The sequence below is a fragment of the Pantoea sp. DY-17 genome (genome assembly GCF_019795975.1).
GTDB classification, from domain to species: domain Bacteria; phylum Pseudomonadota; class Gammaproteobacteria; order Enterobacterales; family Enterobacteriaceae; genus Pantoea; species Pantoea leporis.
In genome coordinates this window covers 92,458-113,345 of the sequence record NZ_JAIMIG010000003.1, presented here as the reverse complement: position 1 = coordinate 113,345, position 20,888 = coordinate 92,458, and the positions used below count along the sequence as shown (strand labels likewise).

The window sequence follows — 20,888 nt, the reverse complement described above, 5'->3', positions numbered from 1 at the left end:
TCCCAACATTCCCGGTTGCGATCCTTACGACATGTCTTAATCACTGGCTTTTGTAGGGCGTGGGACGTCACTTTCCTCTCAAAGGTTAACATCACTCGATGTCTGATTTACACTCAGCGCTCATTTTATTAAAAAAGCGGAATCCAGCTTATGAAACACCTGCAGGTTGCGGTGGGCATCATTCGCAATACAGAACGTCAAATCTTCCTTGCCCAGCGTGCGGCAAGCTCCTATATGGCGAATAAGTGGGAGTTTCCCGGCGGAAAAATTGAACAAGATGAATCTGCCGAGCAGGCGCTCAAGCGTGAGCTGATGGAAGAAACCGGTATTGAAGTCACGTCGGCAAGCGCGATTGGTCAGGCCGATCACAGTTATGAAGATCTGCGCGTTACGCTGCATTTCTTCCTGGTTGAAGGCTGGAACGGCGAACCTTATGGTCGTGAAGGTCAGCCACAGCGTTGGGTCGAACAGCAGGATTTGGTCGCGGATGAATTTCCGCCTGCGAACCATGAATTGATCAGCCGATTAGTGGCTGGCGAGATTTAAGTGAAGGGGCGCTAAGCCCCTTACTTTTTACTGCTGTTCTTCGCTCCAGTCATCGCTGTCCATCTGGTCACCGCTGCTGGGAATACGTTTCTCTTCTGCTGCCCATTCACCTAAATCAATCAGCTGGCAACGTTTGCTGCAGAATGGCCGCCACGGGCTCAACTCATCCCAAATCACATCGCGACGACAATTGGGGCAAGGTACGTTAATTATCTCTTCCGGCATAACTTCCTCTAACAACAAGCTAATTCAAAATTCAGTCGGGCTGGTACTTCTCCGCGTTCGCTGTCTAATGGCAGGAAACGAATCGCATAACGGCTTTTGTGACCCGAGACTTGTGGGTACAGCGCGTCTTCCAGAGTTAATTGCAGGCGCAGTAAATCGGATCCTTCGGCGTTATCCTGATAAAAACCGTTGAGGCTGGTTTGATGACGAAATATGCCAGACTGACGCACCAAATCGAGGATCATCGTCAAACTATTACGCAGCGGATTCAGTGATGCCAGCCAGCCATTCACCTGAACATCTCGCACCGCTTGCTCCTGATGCAGCCAGATGTGCAGGCTGGGTAGATCGAAACTGCAGCAGCCGCCGGGAATGCTCAAACGCTGACGTACCAGAGCAACCAGGCGATCTTCACGTAACTGTTGGCCCATGCGCGGTGCCGCCATGAGTTCGCTTGAGCATTGCTTCAGCTGCTGACGCAGATCATTCACGCGCAGTTCATCAATGCCTGGCACATCCAGCCAGGCGCGTAATTTTTGTTGCTGGCGCTCCAGTTCTTTTAACAATTCAGTGCGCATATCTCCACGCTCAAAAATATCCAGTAAATCGCTAAGAATACGGAAAACGCCGAGTGCTGATACCGAACCGTTAACCGGCACCGTTTCATGCAGCTGATCAATCAGATATTCGACGCGCAGCCAGGTGCGCATCTTCTCATTCAATGGGTGTTCAAACAGAACAATTGTGCTCATGATGTTAATCCTTTCCGGTTGCTGCCAGGCGTAGATAGCGCTGGTGAAGCTCAGCAACGCGCGGTAGCACCTGTTCAGGCGTACCACTGTTATCAATGATGTCATCCGCACAGGCCCGACGCTGTTCGCGACTAGCCTGTGCGGCAAGAATATTTTTCGCCTGACTTAGCGAAATACCATCTCGCTGTTGGGTGCGTTGCAACTGCGTGGCGGTATCCACATCCACGACCAACACGCGATCGGCCTGATGCTGTAAGCCGTTTTCGACCAACAGCGGCACCACCCAAAGCACATAAGGTGAGGTGGCCAATAATTTTAATTGTTGCGTGCGGGCGTTGATGAGTGGATGAAGCAACTGATTGAGCCAATTTTTCTCTTGTGGCTGTTGGAAAATAATTTCACGAAGCCGCGCACGATAGAGCGTGCCTTCTGCCGTCAAAATGGTATCTCCATGACGCTGAGCAATCGCCTTTAGAGCAGGCGTTCCGGGCTCAACAACTTCTCTGGCAATGACGTCAGCGTCAATAATATCAACGCCTAGCGCTGCGAAAGCGTTGGCAATAGTGGTTTTACCACTGCCAATGCCGCCGGTGAGCGCAACGGTATAAGGCATAGCGTTCTCGCAAAATTTATATCGTGAGCGGCGATTAACCACAGCAAGATGAGAGCATGATCACAATCAATTTTCTCAGCTAAATTTAAGGGATTGTAGCCTAAATAAAGTGAAATTCGCAGTCTTGTCGCGGAACGAATGGCGCGTATGATAACGACACTGGAGCCGTGAGCGCTACCCGAACCGCGGTTCGTCGTCACTAACCAGGATAATCAGCTATGCGCATTGAAGAAGATTTAAAACTGGGCTTTAAAGATGTTTTGATCCGCCCAAAACGTTCCACTTTGAAAAGCCGTTCCGAGGTTGAGCTGGAACGCACCTTCACCTTTAAACACTCAGGCTTGAACTGGAGTGGCATACCGATTATTGCCGCCAACATGGATACCGTCGGTACTTTCACGATGGCTGAAGCCCTGGCGAGTTTTAACGTACTGACCGCAGTGCATAAACATTACAGCGTGCAAGAGTGGCAGGCATTTGTACAACGCGTGCCAGCGGCGGTGCTGAGTCATGTGATGGTCTCATCTGGTACATCAGAATCAGATTTCACGAAGTTATCCGCCATTCTGGCGTTATCATCGCAGCTCAACTTTATCTGCATCGACGTTGCTAACGGCTACTCTGAGCACTTCGTTCAGTTCCTGCTGCGCGTGCGTGAAAGCTTCCCAGGTAAAACCATCTGCGCAGGCAACGTGGTTACCGGTGAAATGGTGGAAGAGCTGATTTTGTCTGGCGCAGATATCGTCAAAGTGGGTATTGGCCCCGGCTCAGTGTGCACTACACGCGTGAAGACCGGCGTTGGTTATCCTCAGCTTTCTGCCGTTATCGAGTGCGCAGATGCGGCACACGGTTTAGGCGGACAAATCGTCAGCGACGGCGGCTGCTCGGTTCCAGGTGACATTGCCAAAGCTTTCGGGGGCGGTGCAGATTTCACCATGCTCGGCGGCATGCTTGCGGCACATGACGAGTGTGAAGGAACCATCGTCGAAGAACAGGGTGAGAAATTTATGCTGTTCTACGGCATGAGCTCCGAATCGGCGATGAAACGCCACGTTGGCGGTGTCGCACAATACCGTGCGGCGGAAGGCAAAACCGTGCGGTTACCAGTGCGCGGCCCGGTTGAGGAGACGGTTAAAGATATCCTCGGCGGTTTACGTTCGGCCTGTACCTACGTCGGTGCTGAACGATTGAAAGAGCTGACGAAACGCACCACCTTTATCCGCGTCGCTGAACAAGAGAACCGCGTGTTCACTCGTTAATCTCTGCCAACGGGCGCGCATCGCGCGTGCCCGTCATCGAATGGCATCGCCAAGACCAAATACCGGCAGATACATTGCAATCACTAAGGTGCCAACAATCCCGCCGATTACCACCATCATCATCGGTTCCAGCGATGCCGCCAGAGCATCAGCGCGCGCTAATGTTTGCGCCTCGTGCCACTCCGCCAGCCGTGCCAGCATCACATCTAACGCACCTGCTTCTTCACCCACTCGGATGAGTTGGGCACACAGGGGTGTAAACAGCAGATGCTGTTGCAGCGCCTGATGCAGCGGCGCACCCGCAGCAATGTGCTGCTGCAACTGAACGATGGCATCGCGCCACAATCGCGATACCAAGGTCACTTCAACCGCCTGCAGGCTTTGCAACAAGGTCAAACCGGATTGTTGTGTAAGTTGCAGGATGGCGTATATCTGGCTGAGCTGCCCGCCGCGCCACAGCGGAGATAACAGTGGCATACGCAGTAACCATTGATGTACGCGCTTTTGCCACGGTACCGAACGTCGATAAGTCTGATGCACAATCATCACTAATACGGCACCTACTAGCGACAGCGGCAGCGCGGCCTTCTGCAGCAGTTCTGACAGCGACATCACTGCAGCAGTAAAAGCGGGCAGCGGCGCATCAAAACTGGCATAGACAGAGACAAATTCTGGCAAAACAAAAAGCAGCATGCCAGCACTGACCGCGAGCGCTACCAGCAAGATAAACAGAGGATAGCGCAGCGCCTTCACCACTTTTTGCCGTAAGTATTGCTGCTTGCTTTGCTGCTGCGCCAGCTGGCGACAGCACTCGTCGAGTTGGCCGGTTAATTCACCCACTTGCATCAAAGCGGGAAACAGCGGGGGAAAGATCTGCGGCCACTCCTGCAAGGCTTGCGAGAAGGGCTCACCGGCGATGACGCGGCGCTGCAATCCTTTCAGTAATACCCGCCAACCGGCATGAGGATGGCCTTCTGCCAGCAGAATCAGACTTTCCGCCAGCGGTAAGCCGGCCTTTAGCAGCGTCGCCAGTTGCCGCACCAAATCGATTTTTTGCTGCCACTTCCAGTCGCGCGAACGCCAGCATTTTCCACGCTGCCAGTTCACCGGCAGCATGCCGCGATCGGAGAGTTGATTGAGCAACGCATCCTGGCTGGCATTAAGTGATTCGCCCTCCTGCAGCACACCCATGGTATCAAGAGCCTGCCAGCGGAAATGATAGAGATTAGCCATCGCCCAGTCCCACCACGCGCTGCATCTCTTCGAAAGAAGTATCGCCGCGACTTACTGCTTCCAGCCCCGCAGCTAGCAATGTTTTCATTCCCTGTTCATTTGCCAGCGTTAGCAGATGTTCCAGCGGCATATCTGCCGAGATAGCATTCTGCAATTTGCTGGTTAGCGGCAAGACTTCAAACAGCGCCAGCCGCCCGTAATAGCCGGAGAAGCAGTGATCACAGCCCGGCGCTCGCCAGGTTTGCAGTGTGCCCGGCCAGAGTTCGGCCGGCAGATGGGCGATGGCTTGTCCCGGCTGACGGCAATGCACGCACAAGCGTCTGACCAGACGCTGCGCCACCACCAACTGCAAAGCGGGGCCCAGCAGATAACCGGGAATATCCATCTGGCGCAGGCGCGTCAGGGTTTCAGCAGTCGAGTTAGTATGCAGTGTGGAAAGCACCAGATGGCCGGTCTGCGCTGCTTTAACGGCGATGCTGGCCGTCTCGGCATCACGGATTTCCCCCACCATAATCACATCGGGATCCTGGCGCAGTAGTGCGCGCAGCACACGATTGAAATCGAGCCCGCTACGCGGCTGGATCTGCGTTTGATTAATACCATCCAGCGGGATCTCAACCGGATCTTCCACGCTACAAACGTTCTTCTCTGGCACATTAAGCGCGCTTAACCCGCTATAGAGCGTGAAGGTTTTACCGCTGCCGGTCGGTCCGGTGACCAGAATTAAACCCTGCGGTTTCGCCAGCGCGTTTTTCAGTAAACGCAGTTGTGCTGCGGGCATGCCGAGTTTATCGAGGGTGATGGCGCTGTTTTCACTTTGTAGCAGCCGCACCACGGCTTTTTCACCCTGGCTTACCGGTAGCGTAGAGAGTCGAAACGCCGCCAGTTTGTCCTCTATTTCCAGCGTAAACTGTCCGTCCTGCGGCAGACGCCGTTCGGCGATATCCAATCCTCCAAGAATTTTCAGGCGCGCCAGAATCGCAGCGGGTTGTGCTTCAGAAGGCTGAGGTAGTTTGTGCAACACGCCATCGATGCGCAGACGCACCCGCAGTCCATGGCGCTGCGGTTCAAAATGCACATCTGAGGCGCGCCGCTGAATGGCCTGGCGCAAAATCTGATCGACCGCGTTAATCGCTGACTCAGCGCTGGCCTGTTCACGTGGTGCTGCAGCGGCATCCGGCTCGTGTAGCAACTGCTCAAGCCGTGCCGCAGGCCAGCACTCGACCTCCACCTTGCACTGGCTGGCGAACTGTAGCGCTTCCAGCAGCAGCGGATCGGGTGTGTCGGCTACCGCTACGCGCAGTAGCGTGGCGTCATGGTGCAGAATCACCGCCTGATAACGGGCGCACAACGTGTGCAGCGCACTATTAGGGTTGTCCATCAGTTGGCATCCTTGTCGGCAAAGCGAAACTGCTCGAGGCAGCTATCGCGCAGGCTGCTGTTATCGCTGGTACAAGTGCGTTGCCAGCTCAACGTGCCATCCGTTGCGCTCCAAATCGGCAGCATTTCAACCGTTAATCCGCTGAGACTTTCCTGGCCGGTCAGGTTGATGGTTCCGTTGACCACGCTCAGCGTTGCCACATAGCGCGAACCTTTGGCCACCGGAATGCCGCGTTCTCCTGCCTGACACTGCGCCGGTCCGCCGCGCTCAATGGCACAGAGTTCTACTGCTGTTTTGTACGGCACCATGGTTTGTAGCATGTCGGTGAGCGCTGCGCGTTGCAGGTAGTTTTGATAGGCCGGTAAACCGATGGCGCTGAGAATGGCGACGATGCCAATCACAATCATTAATTCGATAAGGGTAAAACCGCGTTGTCTGTCCATAGTGAGGCTCCTTGTTGTGGAGCCGCTACGGTAGAAAAGGACGAGGGAAAGCGGAAGTCATGGCGGCGCGATGCTGGAAAGCATCGCGCAGAGAATCGTCAGATTTACAGCGGAGATAACAGCATTTTGGAAGCCAGCTCGCATATCTGCCGCACTAACACGCGGCAGAACGGGGCATTAAAGCTCGCGGAAACGCATCGACAGATCCAGCGCACGTACATGTTTGGTCAGCGCACCAACAGAGACATAATCAACGCCGGTCTGGGCAATTTGTGGCAGCGTGGTTTCGGTTACGTTGCCAGAGACTTCCAGCAGCGCGCGTTTGTGGGTTAGCGCAACCGCTGCATGCATCATCTCAAGGCTAAAGTTGTCGAGCATGATGATGTCCGCTCCGGCATCGATGGCATCCTGCAGTTCCGCCAGCGATTCAACTTCAACTTCTACCGGCACATCCGGCGACAGCCACAGCGCTTTTTCTACGGCGTTACGCACCGAGCCGCTGGCGATAATGTGGTTTTCTTTTATCAGGAAAGCATCCGAAAGGCCTAAACGGTGGTTATTACCGCCACCGCACAACACCGCATATTTCAGCGCGGTACGCAGGCCTGGCAAGGTCTTGCGTGTATCAAGCAACTGGGTTTCACTGCCCGCCAGCAGGGCGACATAACGGCTAACCTCGGTGGCCACGCCAGAGAGCGTCTGCACGAAGTTGAGTGCGGTGCGTTCTGCGGTTAACAGCAGGCGCGCCGGGCCGGTAAGCTCGAACAGCAGCTGATCGGCAACCAGCGCTTGTCCATCTTCTACATGCCAGTTAAGAGTAACTTTATTACCGAGCTGGATAAATACTTCCTCTACCCAGCGTTTACCACAAAAAACACCGGCTTCACGGGTGATGACTTTTGCCACCGCCTGCTTTTCTGCTGGCAGCAGCAACGCGGTGATATCGCGATTCGCATCCACTTCGCCACCTAAATCCTCCTGAAGCGCCCGGGCAACGGCCTCCGGGATATCCTGTTCTATACGTTTAATCAGTTCCTGACGGCGATGATCGGGATCGTAACGACGCGTTGCCATGGTTTGCCCCTTCACAAGACGAAATTTCGTGCGCTCACCTTAGCCTGATTTATCGACGATTGCCAGTTGCTGGCGGTGAAATGTTTAGTATCCTGAACTCAACTGTGTCGGCGCATTAAGTCGCAAGTCTGCTGGGTGAAACATGTTATTCTCAGCCTGATTTTGCTTAGGATTTAACAGCATGAAACTGGAAGAGGGCTGGATTACCAGCGCGCGTAAAGTACCTTCACCACACTTCAATCAGCGTCCAAATGATGAAGTGCCCTCGCTGTTGGTGATTCACAACATCAGCTTACCGCCCGGTGAGTTTGGCGGGCCGTGGATTGATCGCTTATTTACCGGCACGTTGCCTGCCGATGTGCATCCCTATTTTGCGGACATCGCCCATTTACGTGTGGCGGCGCACTGTTTAATCCGTCGCGACGGCGAGCTGGTGCAATACGTCTCTTTCGATCAGCGCGCCTGGCACGCCGGCGTGTCGCAGTTTGAAGGACGTGAAAGCTGCAACGATTTTTCCATGGGCATTGAACTGGAAGGCACTGATACGCTGCCCTATACCGATGCCCAGTACGCGACTTTGCAACAGGTGACTCAACTCCTGCTGCAGCACTATCCGTTGACGCCTGCGCGCATCACCGGCCATAGCGATATCGCACCAGAGCGGAAAACCGATCCCGGTTCCTCTTTTGACTGGTTGCGCTATAAAGAATCCATCAGGCAGGAGAATCCCTGAGACAGCAGGAGCGGGTATGACGTTGTTTAGCTTGTTATTGGTTTTAGGTTGGGAACGCCTGTTTAAGTTGGGTGAGCATTGGCAACTGGACCATCGGCTGGAGCCGCTGTTTCGTGGCCGCCAGCGTTTTTCCCTGCTGCGCACGCTGATGATGACAGTGGTAGCGATGCTGATCGTCTGGCTGGTGGTGTGGAGCCTGAAAGGCATCTTGTTTGGCGTGGCGCAACTGCTGTTCTGGATTTTGGTGGGATTGCTGTGTATCGGCGCGGGTTCGGTGCGACTGCACTATCACAGCTATCTCAAAGCCGCGAGCCATGACGATGAAGCGGCGCATCAGGCGATGGCGGCCGAACTGACGCTGATTCACGGCGTGCCGGTTGAGTGCAGCGAGCGCGAGTTCCTGCGTGAACTGCAGAACGCGCTGATTTGGATTAACTTCCGCTTCTATCTTGCGCCGCTGTTCTGGTTTGTGGTCGGTGGACCTTACGGCCCGGTGCTGCTGGTGGGTTATGCGTTTCTGCGAACCTGGCAGAGCTGGCTGGCTAAGCATCAGACGCCGCTGGCGCGCTCGCAGTCTGGCGTTGATCGTCTGCTGCACGTTTTGGACTGGATCCCCGTGCGTTTGGCCGGCGTGGCTTACGCGTTGCTCGGCCACGGCGAACGTGCGCTGCCAGCGTGGTTTGCCGCGCTGGGCGATCTGCATCGCCCGCAATATCAGGTGCTGACCAGCCTGGCGCAGTTCTCGCTGGCGCGCGATCCGCACATGGATAAAGTTGAAACGCCACGTGTTGCAGTGGCGTTGGCGAAACGTATTTCTCTGGTGCTGGTGGTGGTGGTCGCGCTGTTGACGATCTACGGCACGCTGGTGTGATCGGCTGGCGGCACGCCAAAATCCGGTGTGCCGTCTTCGCGCCAGTCGAAATATTTCAAGCGCGTATGGCGATTCGGATCCCACAGCGGATCGCCCTCAATTTCGGTGTAATTACGCGCGTGATACACCAGGACCGCTCTTCCCGCTTCATCCACCGTAAAGCTGTTGTGTCCCGGCCCGTACTGCTGATTATCCCAGCTGGTGGCAAATACCGGTCGCGCGGATTTACGCCAGGCGTTGATGTTGAGCGGATCGGCCAACACATCAATGCTTAATATCCCTAGACAGTAATTTTCATCGGTCGCGCTAGCGGAATAGGTGACAAACAGCTGGTCGCCATGCTGAATCACCGCCGGTCCTTCATTAACGCTAAATCCTGCGCACTCCCATTCATACTCCGGTCGGCTCAGCATCAGCGGGGCGCTTTTTAGCGTCCACGGATTGAGCAACTCGGCGAGATACAGGTTAGAGTTTCCGGGAATCGCCGGATCTTTTTGCGCCCACAGATACCAGTGTTTACCTTGATGGTGGAAGTAGGTGGCGTCCAGTGAGAAGGAGTCGATGGGCGTATGTACGCGGCGGCAGGGCTGCCAGTAACCGCTCAGCGGATCGGCATCATTACACACCAGCGCATACATGCGGTGCTGGAACAGGCCATCTTTTATCGCCCGCGTCGGTGCGGCGGCGAAATAGATCACCCATTGCCCGTTGATGTGATGCAGTTCTGGCGCCCAGATCAGCGCGCTAAACGGGCCGGTATCCGGTTTGTGCCACACCGTTACTGCTTCTGCCTCAATCAGGCCAGTCAGCGTTGAGGCATAGCGAATCTCCAGTCGGTCATATTCCGGCACCGAGGCGATAAAATAGTAGCCATCGGCATGGCGCAGAATAAAGGGATCGGCGCGTTGCGTAATAAAAGGATTGGGCCAGCTCATTTGATCTCTCCGGGTTGCGCAGTCGCAGAGGACGCGATAGGGGATTCGTGGTGTGAATGGGCACGGCGCAGCGCCAGATCGGCCTGAATCGTACGCATTAAGTTGCGATCCACTTTCATTAAACGCACGACGCCGGCAGTGATCAGATATCCCACGCCCGGAATGACCGTGAACAGCAGCATGATGCCGTTAATCGCGTTAGGAGCCTGCTGTTTTGCGCCGGCATCGTAGCCATAAATCGACAGCAGGAAACCGACCATCGCCCCCGCCACCGCCAGCCCCACTTTGAGGAAGAACAGGTTGCCGGAGAAGCTCATACCAGTGATGCGTTTGCCGGTTTTCCATTCGCCGTAATCATCCACGTCGGCCATCAGCGACCAGTGTAGCGGCGAGGGAATCTGGTGCAGGATATTCAGCAGGAAGTAGGCGATGACCACCGCGACGGTGGCGTGCGGATCAATCCAGTAGAAGCCGCAGGAGAACAGCGCCAGTGCGATGTTGGTCCAGAAGAACACCTTGAGCTTGCACCAGCGATCGGTGAGGATTTTCGCCAGCGTGCTGCCGAACATCATGCCGATGACGCCAAGGCTGATAAATAGCGTGGCAAAGTGCGTTGATTGCCCCATCACCCAGGTAACGTAATACATGGTGGCGGCCATGCGGATAAAACCGGGGCAGACGTTGCAGAAGGTGAGCAGCAGAATGCGCACCCACTGATCGTTTTTCCACACGTCGCGCAGATCTTGTTTCAAATCATCGTTGCTTGGCGTCGCAGGATGAATGCGTTCACGCACATTGGCAAAACAGAACAGGAACATCGCCAAACCGATCAGCGCTAGCACGCCCATGGCCATTTGGTAACCGCGCGCTTTGTTGTCGCCTCCAAACCATTCGGCCATCGGTAACAGCGAAAGTGAGAGGATCAGCGTGGCAATGCCCACCATCACAAAGCGATAGGACTGACATGACACGCGCTCACCCGGATCGTTGGTGATCACACCGCCCAGCGAGCAGTAAGGAATGTTGATGGCGGTGTAAGTGAGTGACATCAGGAAGTAAGTGACAAACGCCCAGATAACCTTGTTGTCGTAGCTCCACTCCGGCGTGGTGAACATCAGCACGCTAAACAGCACGTAAGGCACGGAAACCCACAGCAGCCACGGACGAAAGCGGCCCCAGCGACTGTGCGTACGATCGGCAATCGCCCCCATGATCGGATCGGTTACCGCATCAAGTACGCGTACCGACAGTAATAGCGTACCGACCAGCGCCGGGGCTAAACCAAACACATCAGTGTAGAAATAATTGAGGAACAGCATGATGGCACCGCCAATCATGTTGCATCCGGCATCGCCCATGCCATATCCCAGTTTCTCTCTGAACGAGAGGGCTGCTCCTTTCATTGATCGTCTCCAGCGATATGATGAGCAGGAATTATCTGTGCAAAATCAGTAATCTGCTGGGGAGCAAATGGTCGGGTAGATGGACAAAACGCGCGGGCGGGGAAAAGTGTGAGCCAGATCAGAAGTGCTGCCCGGCATCAGCGTGCCGGGCAGGGAACAACATTACGCTTTCTGTAGTTTGTTCTTGATGGTGTAACCGATAGCCAGAATCACCAGCCATACCGGAATCAACCATACCGATATCGCCATGCCCGGCGTCATCAGCATAATGACCAACACACCGGCGAGGAACACCAGGCAGATCCAGTTACCCAGCGGATAGAGAACAGCTTTAAAGCGCGTGGTGACACCTTGTTGGTCTTTCTTTTTACGGAATTTCAGATGCGCGAGGCTGATCATCGCCCAGTTGATCACCAGTGCGGAAACCACTAGCGCCATCAGCAGGCCAAAGGCTTCGCCTGGCATCAGGTAGTTGATTAGTACACACAGCAGGGTCGCTACGGCTGAGACCAGAATGGTGGCGACCGGCACGCCGCGACTGTCCACTTTCAGCAATGCTTTCGGCGCGTTACCCTGTTGCGCCAGGCCGAACAGCATGCGGCTGTTGCAGTAAACGCAGCTGTTGTAGACCGACAGCGCCGCCGTCAGGATTACCACGTTCAGCGCGTTGGCCACAAAGGCATCGCCCAGCTCATGGAAAATCAGCACGAACGGGCTGGTATCGGCAGTGACTCGCGTCCAAGGCAGCAGCGAAAGCAGCACCGCCAGTGAGCCAATATAGAAAATCAGAATACGCCACAGCACCTGATTGGTGGCTTTCGGGATGCTCTCTTGTGGATTGTCGGCTTCTGCGGCAGTGATGCCCACCAGCTCCAGACCACCAAACGAGAACATAATGATTGCCATCATCATCACCAATCCGGTCATGCCGTGCGGCAGGAAGCCGCCCTGATCCCACAGGTTGCTGACGCTCGCCTGCGGGCCTCCGTTGCCGCTAAACAGCAACCAGCCACCGAAAAGAATCATGCCGATGACCGCGACCACTTTGATAATCGCGAACCAGAACTCCATCTCACCGAACACTTTGACGTTGGTCAGGTTAATGGCGTTGATCAATACAAAGAAGATGGCGGCGGTGGCCCAGGTAGGAAAATCCGGCCACCAAAATTGTACGTACTTGCCCACAGCGGTGAGTTCGGCCATGGCAACCAGCACATACAGCACCCAATAGTTCCAGCCCGAGGCGAAACCGGCGAAGTTGCCCCAATATTTGTAGGCGAAGTGACTGAAGCTGCCGGCAACCGGCTCTTCAACCACCATCTCGCCGAGTTGGCGCATGATCAGAAAGGCAATAAAACCGGCAATCGCATATCCCAGAATCACGGCCGGACCGGCCGATTGAATCACTGATGCGCTACCCAGAAACAGGCCAGTACCTACGGCTCCGCCCAGCGCAATCAGCTGAATATGGCGATTCTTTAAGCCGCGGTGCAGCGTGTCGCCATGCTGTTGTTCCATACAAACCTCGTGATGTTGTTATTGTGCACCTGCAGTGCGCGCACTGTAAGGCTGTTTACCTTAATGTATTCTTTTCTTTACGGTATCTGGCGTGCTGTGTGCATGCATGAGCTACCACGGCGTTCAGAATAGTGATAAGCGCGTCAGTTTGCACCTGCTTTTGCTTTTTGTGCTGAGAGATGACTGAAAAAGCAGCAGCATCCTCTGCGCGCCCGTCGCAGTATTTCTGCCATGAAAAAAGGGTGAACACGAATAGGTTTCCCTTATGGTTGGGCCGTTTTCTGGGCGCTAACTCAGTGTAAGGTTAGGTAAAAGTGCAATTCATTAACATTTGCCGCGTGCGGGGGATTTCTCGCTTGATGCCGGTAGGTTAGCGCACCAGCGCTACGATCCTCCCCTGAAGTGTGACCGCACCCATATAGACACAAGGTGAATACTTTGTTACTTTACCGGCACCATTTTTCAATTGGTATTACCAATTTACTCCGGACGTTTGGCTGATAAGAAGGGAAGATGGCCTACAGTAAAATTCGCCAACCCAAGCTCTCCGATGCGATTGAGCAACAGCTGGAATCCCTCATTATGGAAGGGACGCTCCAGCCGGGTGAAAAACTGCTCCCCGAGCGTGAACTGGCGAAACAGTTTGATGTCTCACGTCCATCCCTGCGCGAAGCGATTCAGAGCCTGGAAGCTAAAGGCCTGCTGCTACGTCGTCAGGGCGGCGGCACCTTCGTCCAAAAAAATCTCTGGCAAAGCCTGAGCGACCCGCTGGTCGGTCTGCTTGCCGAACATCCAGAATCTCAGTTTGACCTGCTGGAAACCCGCCATGCGCTGGAAGGCGTGGCAGCCTATTACGCGGCACTGCGTGGCACCGATGAAGATCTGCAGCGCATCCGCGACTGCCATGTTCATATTCAGCAGGCACAGGACAGCGGCGATCTCGACGCCGAAGCGGATGCAGTGATGAAGTATCAGATCGCTGTCACAGAAGCCGCCCATAATGTGGTGTTGCTGCATCTGCTGCGTTCCATGGGCCCTATGCTGGAACAAAACGTCCGTCAGAATTTTGAATTGCTCTACGCTCGTCGGGAAATGCTGGCGAAAGTGAGCGGTCACCGCGCCAGTATCTACGAGGCGATTGTAGCTCGTGAGCCAGAACAAGCACGCGAGGCATCTCATCGTCACCTGGCGTTCATTGAGGAAATCTTGCTGGATAGAAGTCGGGAGCAGAGTCGTCGTGAACGCTCCCTGCGTCGTTTACAGCAACGTAAGGAATAACGCACGGCAACGAACGTGCGGAAAACACGACGGGCCTGTCTTCTTGTGCTGTGAACCAGAAGCAAAGCACAAGAAGACAGGCTCCTGATAATTTCAACGTATTAGACACAGATAAGGAATACACCCCATGTCAGAACGTTTACAGAATGACGTGGATCCGATCGAAACTCGTGATTGGCTACAAGCGATCGAATCGGTCATCCGTGAAGAAGGTGTTGAGCGCGCGCAGTATCTGATTGATCAGGTAATGAGTGCAGCACGCAAAGGTGGCGTGAAAGTTGCCGCAGGTTCCTCTGCAATCAGCAACTACATTAACTCTATTGCTGTTGAAGATGAGCCGGACTATCCGGGCAACACCTCTCTTGAACGTCGTATCCGTTCCGCAATTCGTTGGAACGCCATCATGTCGGTGTTGCGTGCGTCGAAGAAAGATCTGGAGTTGGGTGGCCATATGTCCTCCTTCCAGTCTTCCGCGACCATTTATGAAGTGTGCTTTAACCACTTCTTCCGCGCGCGTAGCGACAAAGACGGCGGCGATCTGGTTTTCTTCCAGGGTCACATTTCTCCAGGTATCTACGCCCGCGCCTTCCTTGAAGGTCGTCTGAGCGAAGACCAAATGAACAACTTCCGTCAGGAAGTGCAGGGCAAAGGTCTCTCTTCTTACCCGCACCCGAAACTGATGCCGGACTTCTGGCAGTTCCCAACCGTATCAATGGGCCTGGGTCCGTTGAACGCGATCTATCAGGCGAAATTCCTGAAGTATCTGGAACACCGCGGTCTGAAAGACACCTCAGCACAAACCGTTTACGCCTTCCTCGGTGATGGCGAGATGGATGAGCCGGAATCCAAAGGTGCGATCACCATCGCCACCCGCGAGAAGCTGGACAACCTGGTGTTCATCATCAACTGTAACCTGCAGCGTCTGGACGGCCCGGTCACCGGTAACGGTAAGATCATCAACGAGTTGGAAGGCATCTTTGCCGGTGCTGGCTGGAACGTGATCAAAGTGATTTGGGGCGGTCGTTGGGATGAACTGCTGCGTCAGGACACCAGCGGCAAGCTGATTCAGCTGATGAACGAAACCGTTGATGGCGATTATCAGACCTTCAAATCCCGTAACGGCGCGTACGTACGTGAGCACTTCTTCGGTAAATATCCGGAAACCGCAGCTCTGGTGAAAGACTGGTCAGACGAAGAGATCTTCGCGCTGAACCGCGGCGGCCACGATCCGAAGAAAGTCTACGCTGCACTGAAAAAAGCGCAGGAAACCAAAGGTCAGCCAACGCTGATTCTGGCCCATACCATCAAAGGTTATGGCATGGGTGACACTGCTGAAGGTAAAAACATCGCCCACCAGGTTAAGAAGATGAACATGGATGGCGTTCGCTACATCCGCGATCGCTTCAATGTGCCGGTGGCCGATGACAAAATCGAAGAGCTGCCATACGTCACCTTCGAAAAAGGCTCTGAAGAGTACAACTATCTGCACGGTCAGCGTGAGAAGTTGGGCGGCTACCTGCCAACGCGTCAGGCTGAGTTCAGCGAGAAGCTGGAAATGCCAACGCTGGAAGAGTTCCGTCCACTGCTGGAAGAGCAGAATAAAGAGATCTCCACCACCATCGCCTTTGTGCGTGCATTGAACGTGATGCTGAAGAACAAGTCGATCAAAGATCGTCTGGTTCCAATCCTTGCCGACGAAGCCCGTACCTTCGGTATGGAAGGTCTGTTCCGTCAGATTGGTATCTACAGCCCGAACGGTCAGCAGTACACCCCGCAGGACCGCGAGCAGGTTGCGTACTATAAAGAAGACGAGAAAGGCCAGATTCTGCAGGAAGGGATCAACGAGCTGGGCGCAGGTTCATCCTGGCTGGCGGCGGCGACCTCTTACAGCACCAACAACCTGCCGATGATTCCGTTCTACATCTATTACTCGATGTTCGGCTTCCAGCGCATCGGCGATCTGATGTGGCTGGCCGGCGATATGCAGGCACGCGGCTTCCTGGTGGGCGGTACTTCAGGTCGTACTACGCTGAACGGCGAAGGCTTGCAGCACGAAGATGGTCACAGCCACATTCAGTCGCTGACTATCCCGAACTGTATCTCTTACGATCCGTCTTACGCGTACGAAATCGCGGTCATCATGCAAGATGGCCTGGTGCGTATGTACGGCGAAGCGCAGGAAAACATCTACTACTACATCACCACGCTGAACGAAAACTACCACATGCCTGCGATGCCGCAGGGTGCGGAAGAGGGTATCCGTAAGGGTATCTACAAGCTGGAAACCGTAGAAGGTAGCAAAGGCAAAGTGCAGCTGCTGGGTTCAGGTTCAATTCTGCGTCACGTGCGTGAAGCCGCGCAGATCCTGGCGAAAGATTACGGCATCGCTTCTGACGTCTACAGCGTGACCTCGTTCACCGAACTGGCGCGTGATGGTCAGGATTGTGAGCGCTGGAACATGCTGCATCCAACCGATGAGCCACGCGTACCTTACATCGCGCAAGTGATGAACGAAGCACCGGCCGTCGCATCGACCGACTACATGAAGCTGTTCGCAGAACAAGTTCGCAGCTACGTGCCTTCCAGCGATTATCGCGTGTTGGGTACCGATGGCTTCGGTCGTTCTGACAGCCGTGAAAACCTGCGTCACCACTTCGAAGTGGATGCATCGTATGTGGTTGTGGCTGCGCTGGGTGAGCTGGCTAAACGCGGTGAAATCGATAAGAAAGTGGTGGCAGAAGCCATCACCAAATTCAATATCGACGCCGATAAAGTTAACCCGCGTCTGGCATAAGAGGTAAGAGAGTAATGGCTATCGAAATTAACGTACCGGACATCGGGGCAGACGAAGTTGAAGTCACCGAAATCCTGGTAAAGGTGGGCGACAAAGTTGAAGCTGAACAGTCGCTGATCACCGTGGAAGGCGATAAAGCCTCCATGGAAGTGCCTTCGCCGCAGGCGGGCGTGGTTAAAGAGATCAAAATCTCGACCGGCGACAAAGTAGAAACCGGCTCGCTGATTATGATTTTTGACGCAGAAGGTGCCGCAGAAGCGGCGCCAGCGCCAGCAGAAGAGAAGAAAGCGGAAGCCGCTCCTGCTCCAGCTGCTGCCGCTGCTGCGGTCAGCAAAGAAGTCAACGTACCGGACATCGGCGGCGACGAAGTTGAAGTCACTGAGATCCTGGTCAAAGTGGGCGACACCGTAACGGCTGAGCAGTCGTTGATCACCGTTGAAGGCGACAAAGCCTCAATGGAAGTCCCGGCACCGTTCGCGGGCGTGGTGAAAGAGATCAAAATCTCCACCGGCGACAAAGTGAACACCGGTTCACTGATCATGGTGTTCGAAGCAGAAGGCGCAGCGCCGGCGGCTGCTCCAGCAGCTAAACAGGAAGCGGCTCCAGCAGCAGCACCTGCGGCGTCTGGCGCTAAAGACGTCAACGTGCCGGACATTGGTGGCGACGAAGTTGAAGTCACCGAGATCCTGGTGAAAGTGGGCGACAAAGTCACTGCTGAGCAATCCCTGATCGTGGTTGAAGGCGACAAAGCCTCAATGGAAGTGCCTGCACCGTTCGCTGGTACCGTGAAAGAGTTGAAAGTGTCGACTGGCGATAAAGTCAGCACCGGTAAACTGATCATGGTGTTCGAAGTGGAAGGCGCGGCACCGGCTGCGGCGCCTGCGGCTAAGCAGGAAGCGGCTCCAGCGGCAGAAGCCGCGAAACCGGCAGCGGCCCCAGCAGCAGCGAAAGCGGATGCGAAAGGCGAGTTCGCTGAGAACGATGCTTACGTACACGCGACGCCGGTGATTCGTCGCCTGGCGCGCGAGTTCGGCGTTAACCTGGCAAAAGTCAAAGGTACCGGCCGTAAAGGTCGCATCCTGAAAGAAGACGTGCAGACTTACGTCAAAGACGCAGTGAAACGCGCTGAAGCGGCTCCGGCTGCAGCAGCCAGTGGCGGAAGCCTGCCAGGTCTGTTGCCTTGGCCGAAAGTGGACTTCAGCAAGTTCGGCGAAATCGAAGAAGTTGAACTGGGCCGTATCCAGAAAATCTCCGGTGCCAACCTGAGCCGTAACTGGGTGGTGATCCCGCACGTTACACACTTCGACAAAACCGATATCACCGATCTGGAAGCGTTCCGCAAACAGCAGAATGCCGAAGCAGAGAAACGCAAACTGGATGTGAAATTCACGCCAGTGGTGTTCATCATGAAAGCCGTTGCCGCTGCTCTTGAGCAGATGCCACGCTTCAACAGTTCACTGTCTGAAGATGCACAGAAACTGACGCTGAAGAAATACATCAACATCGGTGTGGCGGTTGATACGCCAAACGGTCTGGTGGTTCCAGTGTTCAAAGATGTGAACAAGAAAGGCATCACTGAACTGTCCCGCGAGCTGATGGCGATTTCGAAGAAAGCGCGTGATGGCAAGCTGACCGCCGGCGACATGCAGGGCGGTTGCTTCACCATCTCCAGCCTTGGCGGCCTGGGCACCACGCACTTCGCGCCAATCGTCAACGCGCCGGAAGTGGCTATCCTCGGTGTTTCCAAGTCAGCGATGGAGCCGGTGTGGAACGGTAAAGAGTTTGAGCCGCGTCTGATGATGCCGATCTCACTCTCCTTCGACCACCGCGTGATCGACGGTGCTGATGGTGCGCGCTTTATCACCATCATCAACAACACACTGTCCGACATTCGCCGTCTGGTGATGTGAAGTTAATCAAGGCCGGCGAAAGCCGGCCTTGTTGTAAGCATTCAATGTTGCCGCGGTTGGCAGTTTGTTAACAATTCTGTAAACTCTCGCGGTGAAATGTCCCGGCGGATATAGGGCATTAGAGCTTGGGAAAAGCTTTTTCCTGACTGCCGGTAATCAAACAAGAGGTCATGATGAGTACAGAGATTAAAACTCAAGTCGTGGTACTTGGGGCAGGTCCTGCAGGTTACTCTGCAGCCTTCCGTTGCGCTGATTTAGGTCTGGAAACCGTAATCGTTGAGCGTTACAGCACCCTTGGCGGTGTTTGTCTGAACGTAGGCTGTATCCCGTCAAAAGCGCTGCTGCACGTCGCCAAAGTGATCGACGAAGCAAAAGCCCTGGAAGAGCACGGTATCGTGTTTGGCCAGCCGCAAACTGACATCGACAAAATTCGTTCGTGGAAAGAGAAGGTGATCAACCAGCTCACTGGCGGCCTCGCGGGTATGGCGAAAGGTCGTAAAGTGAAAGTGGTGACTGGCCTCGGCAAATTCACCGGTGCTAACACGCTGGTGGTCGAAGGTGAAGGTGGCGCAACCACCATTAACTTCGATAACGCGATCATCGCGGCCGGTTCTCGTCCAATCGAACTGCCATTCATTCCGCACAACGATCCGCGCGTGTGGGATTCAACCGATGCGCTGGAACTGAAAGAAGTGCCGAAGCGTCTGCTGGTTATGGGCGGCGGCATCATCGGTCTGGAAATGGCCACCGTTTATAAAGCGCTGGGTTCAGAGATCGACGTGGTTGAGATGTTCGACCAGGTGATCCCGGCTGCCGATAAAGACGTAGTGAAAGTCTTTACCAAGCGTATCAGCAAGAAATTCAACCTGATGCTGGAAACCAAAGTGACCGCTGTTGAAGCGAAAGACGATGGTATCTACGTATCAATGGAAGGCAAAAAAGCGCCAGCTGACGCACAGCGTTATGATGCGGTGCTGGTGGCGATTGGTCGCGTACCGAACGGTAAAGGCCTTGATGCGGGTAAAGCAGGCGTGGAAGTGGACGATCGCGGCTTTATCCGCGTCGACAAGCAGATGCGCACCAACGTACCGCACATCTACGCTATCGGTGACATCGTGGGTCAGCCAATGCTGGCGCACAAAGGTGTGCACGAAGGCCACGTAGCGGCGGAAGTGATCTCGGGTCTGAAGCACTACTTCGACCCGAAAGTGATCCCATCCATTGCTTACACCGAGCCAGAAGTTGCCTGGGTTGGTCTGACCGAGAAAGAAGCCAAAGAGAAAGGCATCAGCTACGAAGTGTCCACCTTCCCGTGGGCCGCTTCAGGCCGTGCTATCGCGTCTGATTGTGCAGACGGTATGACTAAACTGATCTTCGACAAAGAGACTCACCGTGTTATCGGTGGTGCGATTGTCGGTACCAACGGCGGCGAGCTGCTGGGTGAAATCGGTCTGGCGATTGAAATGGGCTGTGATGCCGAAGATATCGCTCTGACCATTCACGCGCACCCAACGCTGCATGAGTCTGTCGGCCTGGCTGCCGAAGTGTTCGAAGGTAGCATCACGGACCTGCCGAACCCTAAAGCGAAAAAGAAATAAGTTTGCGCTTCGAATAAATTAACGGCTCCTTTAAGGAGCCGTTTTTTATTAGTGGTTCTATTTACATAAACAAATAAAAAAGGCGCGAGAGCTAACACATGCGCAATGCCGGAATAGCGGGAGCGAACTCCCGCTAGTGAAGTTTTACTGTTGTGCTTCGTAAGCCATAACAGCCGATAATTCAGCAGTGAATATCCGTAATCGTAATTCACAGAGTGAACTGCGATTAACCAGACACAATCCTAATAGAATGAGTCCGCTGATAATCAGCTTGCTGAATATAGACTTCATAGTCACGTTCCTCTTGATTTAGCACGAGCAA

Annotated in this window: 19 protein-coding genes; 8 read left to right on the top strand and 11 right to left on the bottom strand. The window is 54.5% G+C overall.

Going from position 1 to position 20,888, the window contains the following annotated elements:
• Window positions 1–150 precede the first annotated feature (150 nt).
• Complete coding sequence (gene mutT / locus K5Y33_RS14750; RefSeq protein ID WP_101762107.1) at window positions 151–546, top strand: 8-oxo-dGTP diphosphatase MutT; 396 nt, start codon at window positions 151–153, stop codon at window positions 544–546.
• A gap of 27 nt (window positions 547–573) precedes the next feature.
• On the opposite strand, the gene yacG is transcribed toward mutT, so the two are convergent.
• The 3 genes from yacG to coaE are packed head-to-tail and all read right to left on the bottom strand — an operon-like array spanning window position 574 to window position 2,136.
• On the bottom strand, window positions 574–771 hold the full coding sequence (gene yacG, locus K5Y33_RS14745; protein ID WP_222234389.1) for a DNA gyrase inhibitor YacG: 198 nt from the start codon (window positions 769–771) through the stop codon (window positions 574–576).
• An 8-nt stretch (window positions 772–779) separates the two neighbouring features.
• Complete coding sequence (zapD, locus tag K5Y33_RS14740; protein ID WP_101762106.1) at window positions 780–1,523, bottom strand: cell division protein ZapD; 744 nt, start codon at window positions 1,521–1,523, stop codon at window positions 780–782.
• A gap of 4 nt (window positions 1,524–1,527) precedes the next feature.
• Window positions 1,528–2,136, bottom strand: a complete 609-nt coding sequence (gene coaE, locus K5Y33_RS14735) for a dephospho-CoA kinase (RefSeq protein ID WP_101762105.1) — start codon at window positions 2,134–2,136, stop codon at window positions 1,528–1,530.
• Window positions 2,137–2,354: 218 nt separating this feature from the next.
• On the opposite strand from coaE, the gene K5Y33_RS14730 reads away from it, so the two are divergent.
• Window positions 2,355–3,395, top strand: a complete 1,041-nt coding sequence (locus K5Y33_RS14730) for a GMP reductase (protein ID WP_110867529.1) — start codon at window positions 2,355–2,357, stop codon at window positions 3,393–3,395.
• Window positions 3,396–3,428: 33 nt separating this feature from the next.
• Here the strand turns inward: K5Y33_RS14730 and hofC are convergent, their stop codons facing one another.
• From hofC to nadC, 4 genes are all read right to left on the bottom strand, one after another.
• Window positions 3,429–4,628: a protein transport protein HofC gene (gene hofC / locus K5Y33_RS14725; RefSeq protein WP_222234388.1), complete on the bottom strand. Its 1,200-nt coding sequence runs from the start codon at window positions 4,626–4,628 to the stop codon at window positions 3,429–3,431.
• The gene (gene gspE / locus K5Y33_RS14720; protein ID WP_101762102.1) at window positions 4,621–6,009 is read right to left on the bottom strand and encodes a type II secretion system protein GspE; all 1,389 of its coding nucleotides are present in this window, start codon (window positions 6,007–6,009) and stop codon (window positions 4,621–4,623) included. Before gspE ends, hofC begins: the two co-directional genes overlap by 8 nt.
• Window positions 6,009–6,452, bottom strand: a complete 444-nt coding sequence (gene ppdD / locus K5Y33_RS14715; RefSeq protein ID WP_101762101.1) for a prepilin peptidase-dependent pilin — start codon at window positions 6,450–6,452, stop codon at window positions 6,009–6,011. Before ppdD ends, gspE begins: the two co-directional genes overlap by 1 nt.
• A 177-nt stretch (window positions 6,453–6,629) precedes the next feature.
• The gene (gene nadC, locus K5Y33_RS14710; protein ID WP_222234387.1) at window positions 6,630–7,526 is read right to left on the bottom strand and encodes a carboxylating nicotinate-nucleotide diphosphorylase; all 897 of its coding nucleotides are present in this window, start codon (window positions 7,524–7,526) and stop codon (window positions 6,630–6,632) included.
• Between the two features lie 181 nt (window positions 7,527–7,707).
• On the opposite strand from nadC, the gene ampD reads away from it, so the two are divergent.
• Entirely contained in the window at window positions 7,708–8,259 is a 552-nt protein-coding gene (ampD, locus tag K5Y33_RS14705; RefSeq protein ID WP_222234386.1) for a 1,6-anhydro-N-acetylmuramyl-L-alanine amidase AmpD, read from the top strand.
• A 16-nt stretch (window positions 8,260–8,275) separates the two neighbouring features.
• Complete coding sequence (ampE, locus tag K5Y33_RS14700; RefSeq protein ID WP_222234385.1) at window positions 8,276–9,130, top strand: beta-lactamase regulator AmpE; 855 nt, start codon at window positions 8,276–8,278, stop codon at window positions 9,128–9,130.
• Here the strand turns inward: ampE and K5Y33_RS14695 are convergent.
• The 3 genes from K5Y33_RS14695 to aroP all read right to left on the bottom strand — a co-directional run bounded on the left by K5Y33_RS14695 (window position 9,112) and on the right by aroP (window position 12,986).
• Entirely contained in the window at window positions 9,112–10,065 is a 954-nt protein-coding gene (locus K5Y33_RS14695) for a family 43 glycosylhydrolase (protein WP_222234384.1), read from the bottom strand. The genes ampE and K5Y33_RS14695 overlap by 19 nt on opposite strands.
• The gene (locus K5Y33_RS14690) at window positions 10,062–11,468 is read right to left on the bottom strand and encodes a glycoside-pentoside-hexuronide (GPH):cation symporter (protein WP_217549097.1); all 1,407 of its coding nucleotides are present in this window, start codon (window positions 11,466–11,468) and stop codon (window positions 10,062–10,064) included. Before K5Y33_RS14690 ends, K5Y33_RS14695 begins: the two co-directional genes overlap by 4 nt.
• Window positions 11,469–11,630: 162 nt before the next feature.
• Window positions 11,631–12,986, bottom strand: coding sequence for an aromatic amino acid transporter AroP (aroP, locus tag K5Y33_RS14685; RefSeq protein WP_110867537.1), 1,356 nt, complete (start codon window positions 12,984–12,986; stop codon window positions 11,631–11,633).
• 513 nt (window positions 12,987–13,499) lie between these two features.
• Here aroP and pdhR point away from each other — a divergent pair.
• The 4 genes from pdhR (at window position 13,500) to lpdA (ending at window position 20,566) form a co-directional block, all read left to right on the top strand.
• Complete coding sequence (gene pdhR / locus K5Y33_RS14680) at window positions 13,500–14,264, top strand: pyruvate dehydrogenase complex transcriptional repressor PdhR (protein ID WP_008108566.1); 765 nt, start codon at window positions 13,500–13,502, stop codon at window positions 14,262–14,264.
• Between the two features lie 127 nt (window positions 14,265–14,391).
• On the top strand, window positions 14,392–17,058 hold the full coding sequence (aceE, locus tag K5Y33_RS14675; protein WP_101762093.1) for a pyruvate dehydrogenase (acetyl-transferring), homodimeric type: 2,667 nt from the start codon (window positions 14,392–14,394) through the stop codon (window positions 17,056–17,058).
• Window positions 17,059–17,072: 14 nt separating this feature from the next.
• Window positions 17,073–18,968: a pyruvate dehydrogenase complex dihydrolipoyllysine-residue acetyltransferase gene (gene aceF, locus K5Y33_RS14670; protein ID WP_222234383.1), complete on the top strand. Its 1,896-nt coding sequence runs from the start codon at window positions 17,073–17,075 to the stop codon at window positions 18,966–18,968.
• Window positions 18,969–19,141: 173 nt separating this feature from the next.
• Window positions 19,142–20,566, top strand: coding sequence for a dihydrolipoyl dehydrogenase (gene lpdA, locus K5Y33_RS14665; RefSeq protein ID WP_008108560.1), 1,425 nt, complete (start codon window positions 19,142–19,144; stop codon window positions 20,564–20,566).
• Between the two features lie 144 nt (window positions 20,567–20,710).
• On the opposite strand, the gene K5Y33_RS23805 is transcribed toward lpdA, so the two are convergent.
• Window positions 20,711–20,857, bottom strand: coding sequence for a Hok/Gef family protein (locus tag K5Y33_RS23805; RefSeq protein WP_137385164.1), 147 nt, complete (start codon window positions 20,855–20,857; stop codon window positions 20,711–20,713).
• Window positions 20,858–20,888: the final 31 nt, after the last annotated feature.

What these genes read in the sequence shown, in the direction of transcription:
- mutT (WP_101762107.1), top strand. Translation starts at nt 151, where the DNA reads ATGAAACACCTGCAGGTTGCGGTGGGCATCATTCGCAATACAGAACGT.
- yacG (WP_222234389.1), bottom strand. Translation starts at nt 771, where the DNA reads ATGCCGGAAGAGATAATTAACGTACCTTGCCCCAATTGTCGTCGCGAT.
- zapD (WP_101762106.1), bottom strand. Translation starts at nt 1,523, where the DNA reads ATGAGCACAATTGTTCTGTTTGAACACCCATTGAATGAGAAGATGCGC.
- coaE (WP_101762105.1), bottom strand. Translation starts at nt 2,136, where the DNA reads ATGCCTTATACCGTTGCGCTCACCGGCGGCATTGGCAGTGGTAAAACC.
- K5Y33_RS14730 (WP_110867529.1), top strand. Translation starts at nt 2,355, where the DNA reads ATGCGCATTGAAGAAGATTTAAAACTGGGCTTTAAAGATGTTTTGATC.
- hofC (WP_222234388.1), bottom strand. Translation starts at nt 4,628, where the DNA reads ATGGCTAATCTCTATCATTTCCGCTGGCAGGCTCTTGATACCATGGGT.
- gspE (WP_101762102.1), bottom strand. Translation starts at nt 6,009, where the DNA reads ATGGACAACCCTAATAGTGCGCTGCACACGTTGTGCGCCCGTTATCAG.
- ppdD (WP_101762101.1), bottom strand. Translation starts at nt 6,452, where the DNA reads ATGGACAGACAACGCGGTTTTACCCTTATCGAATTAATGATTGTGATT.
- nadC (WP_222234387.1), bottom strand. Translation starts at nt 7,526, where the DNA reads ATGGCAACGCGTCGTTACGATCCCGATCATCGCCGTCAGGAACTGATT.
- ampD (WP_222234386.1), top strand. Translation starts at nt 7,708, where the DNA reads ATGAAACTGGAAGAGGGCTGGATTACCAGCGCGCGTAAAGTACCTTCA.
- ampE (WP_222234385.1), top strand. Translation starts at nt 8,276, where the DNA reads ATGACGTTGTTTAGCTTGTTATTGGTTTTAGGTTGGGAACGCCTGTTT.
- K5Y33_RS14695 (WP_222234384.1), bottom strand. Translation starts at nt 10,065, where the DNA reads ATGAGCTGGCCCAATCCTTTTATTACGCAACGCGCCGATCCCTTTATT.
- K5Y33_RS14690 (WP_217549097.1), bottom strand. Translation starts at nt 11,468, where the DNA reads ATGAAAGGAGCAGCCCTCTCGTTCAGAGAGAAACTGGGATATGGCATG.
- aroP (WP_110867537.1), bottom strand. Translation starts at nt 12,986, where the DNA reads ATGGAACAACAGCATGGCGACACGCTGCACCGCGGCTTAAAGAATCGC.
- pdhR (WP_008108566.1), top strand. Translation starts at nt 13,500, where the DNA reads ATGGCCTACAGTAAAATTCGCCAACCCAAGCTCTCCGATGCGATTGAG.
- aceE (WP_101762093.1), top strand. Translation starts at nt 14,392, where the DNA reads ATGTCAGAACGTTTACAGAATGACGTGGATCCGATCGAAACTCGTGAT.
- aceF (WP_222234383.1), top strand. Translation starts at nt 17,073, where the DNA reads ATGGCTATCGAAATTAACGTACCGGACATCGGGGCAGACGAAGTTGAA.
- lpdA (WP_008108560.1), top strand. Translation starts at nt 19,142, where the DNA reads ATGAGTACAGAGATTAAAACTCAAGTCGTGGTACTTGGGGCAGGTCCT.
- K5Y33_RS23805 (WP_137385164.1), bottom strand. Translation starts at nt 20,857, where the DNA reads ATGAAGTCTATATTCAGCAAGCTGATTATCAGCGGACTCATTCTATTA.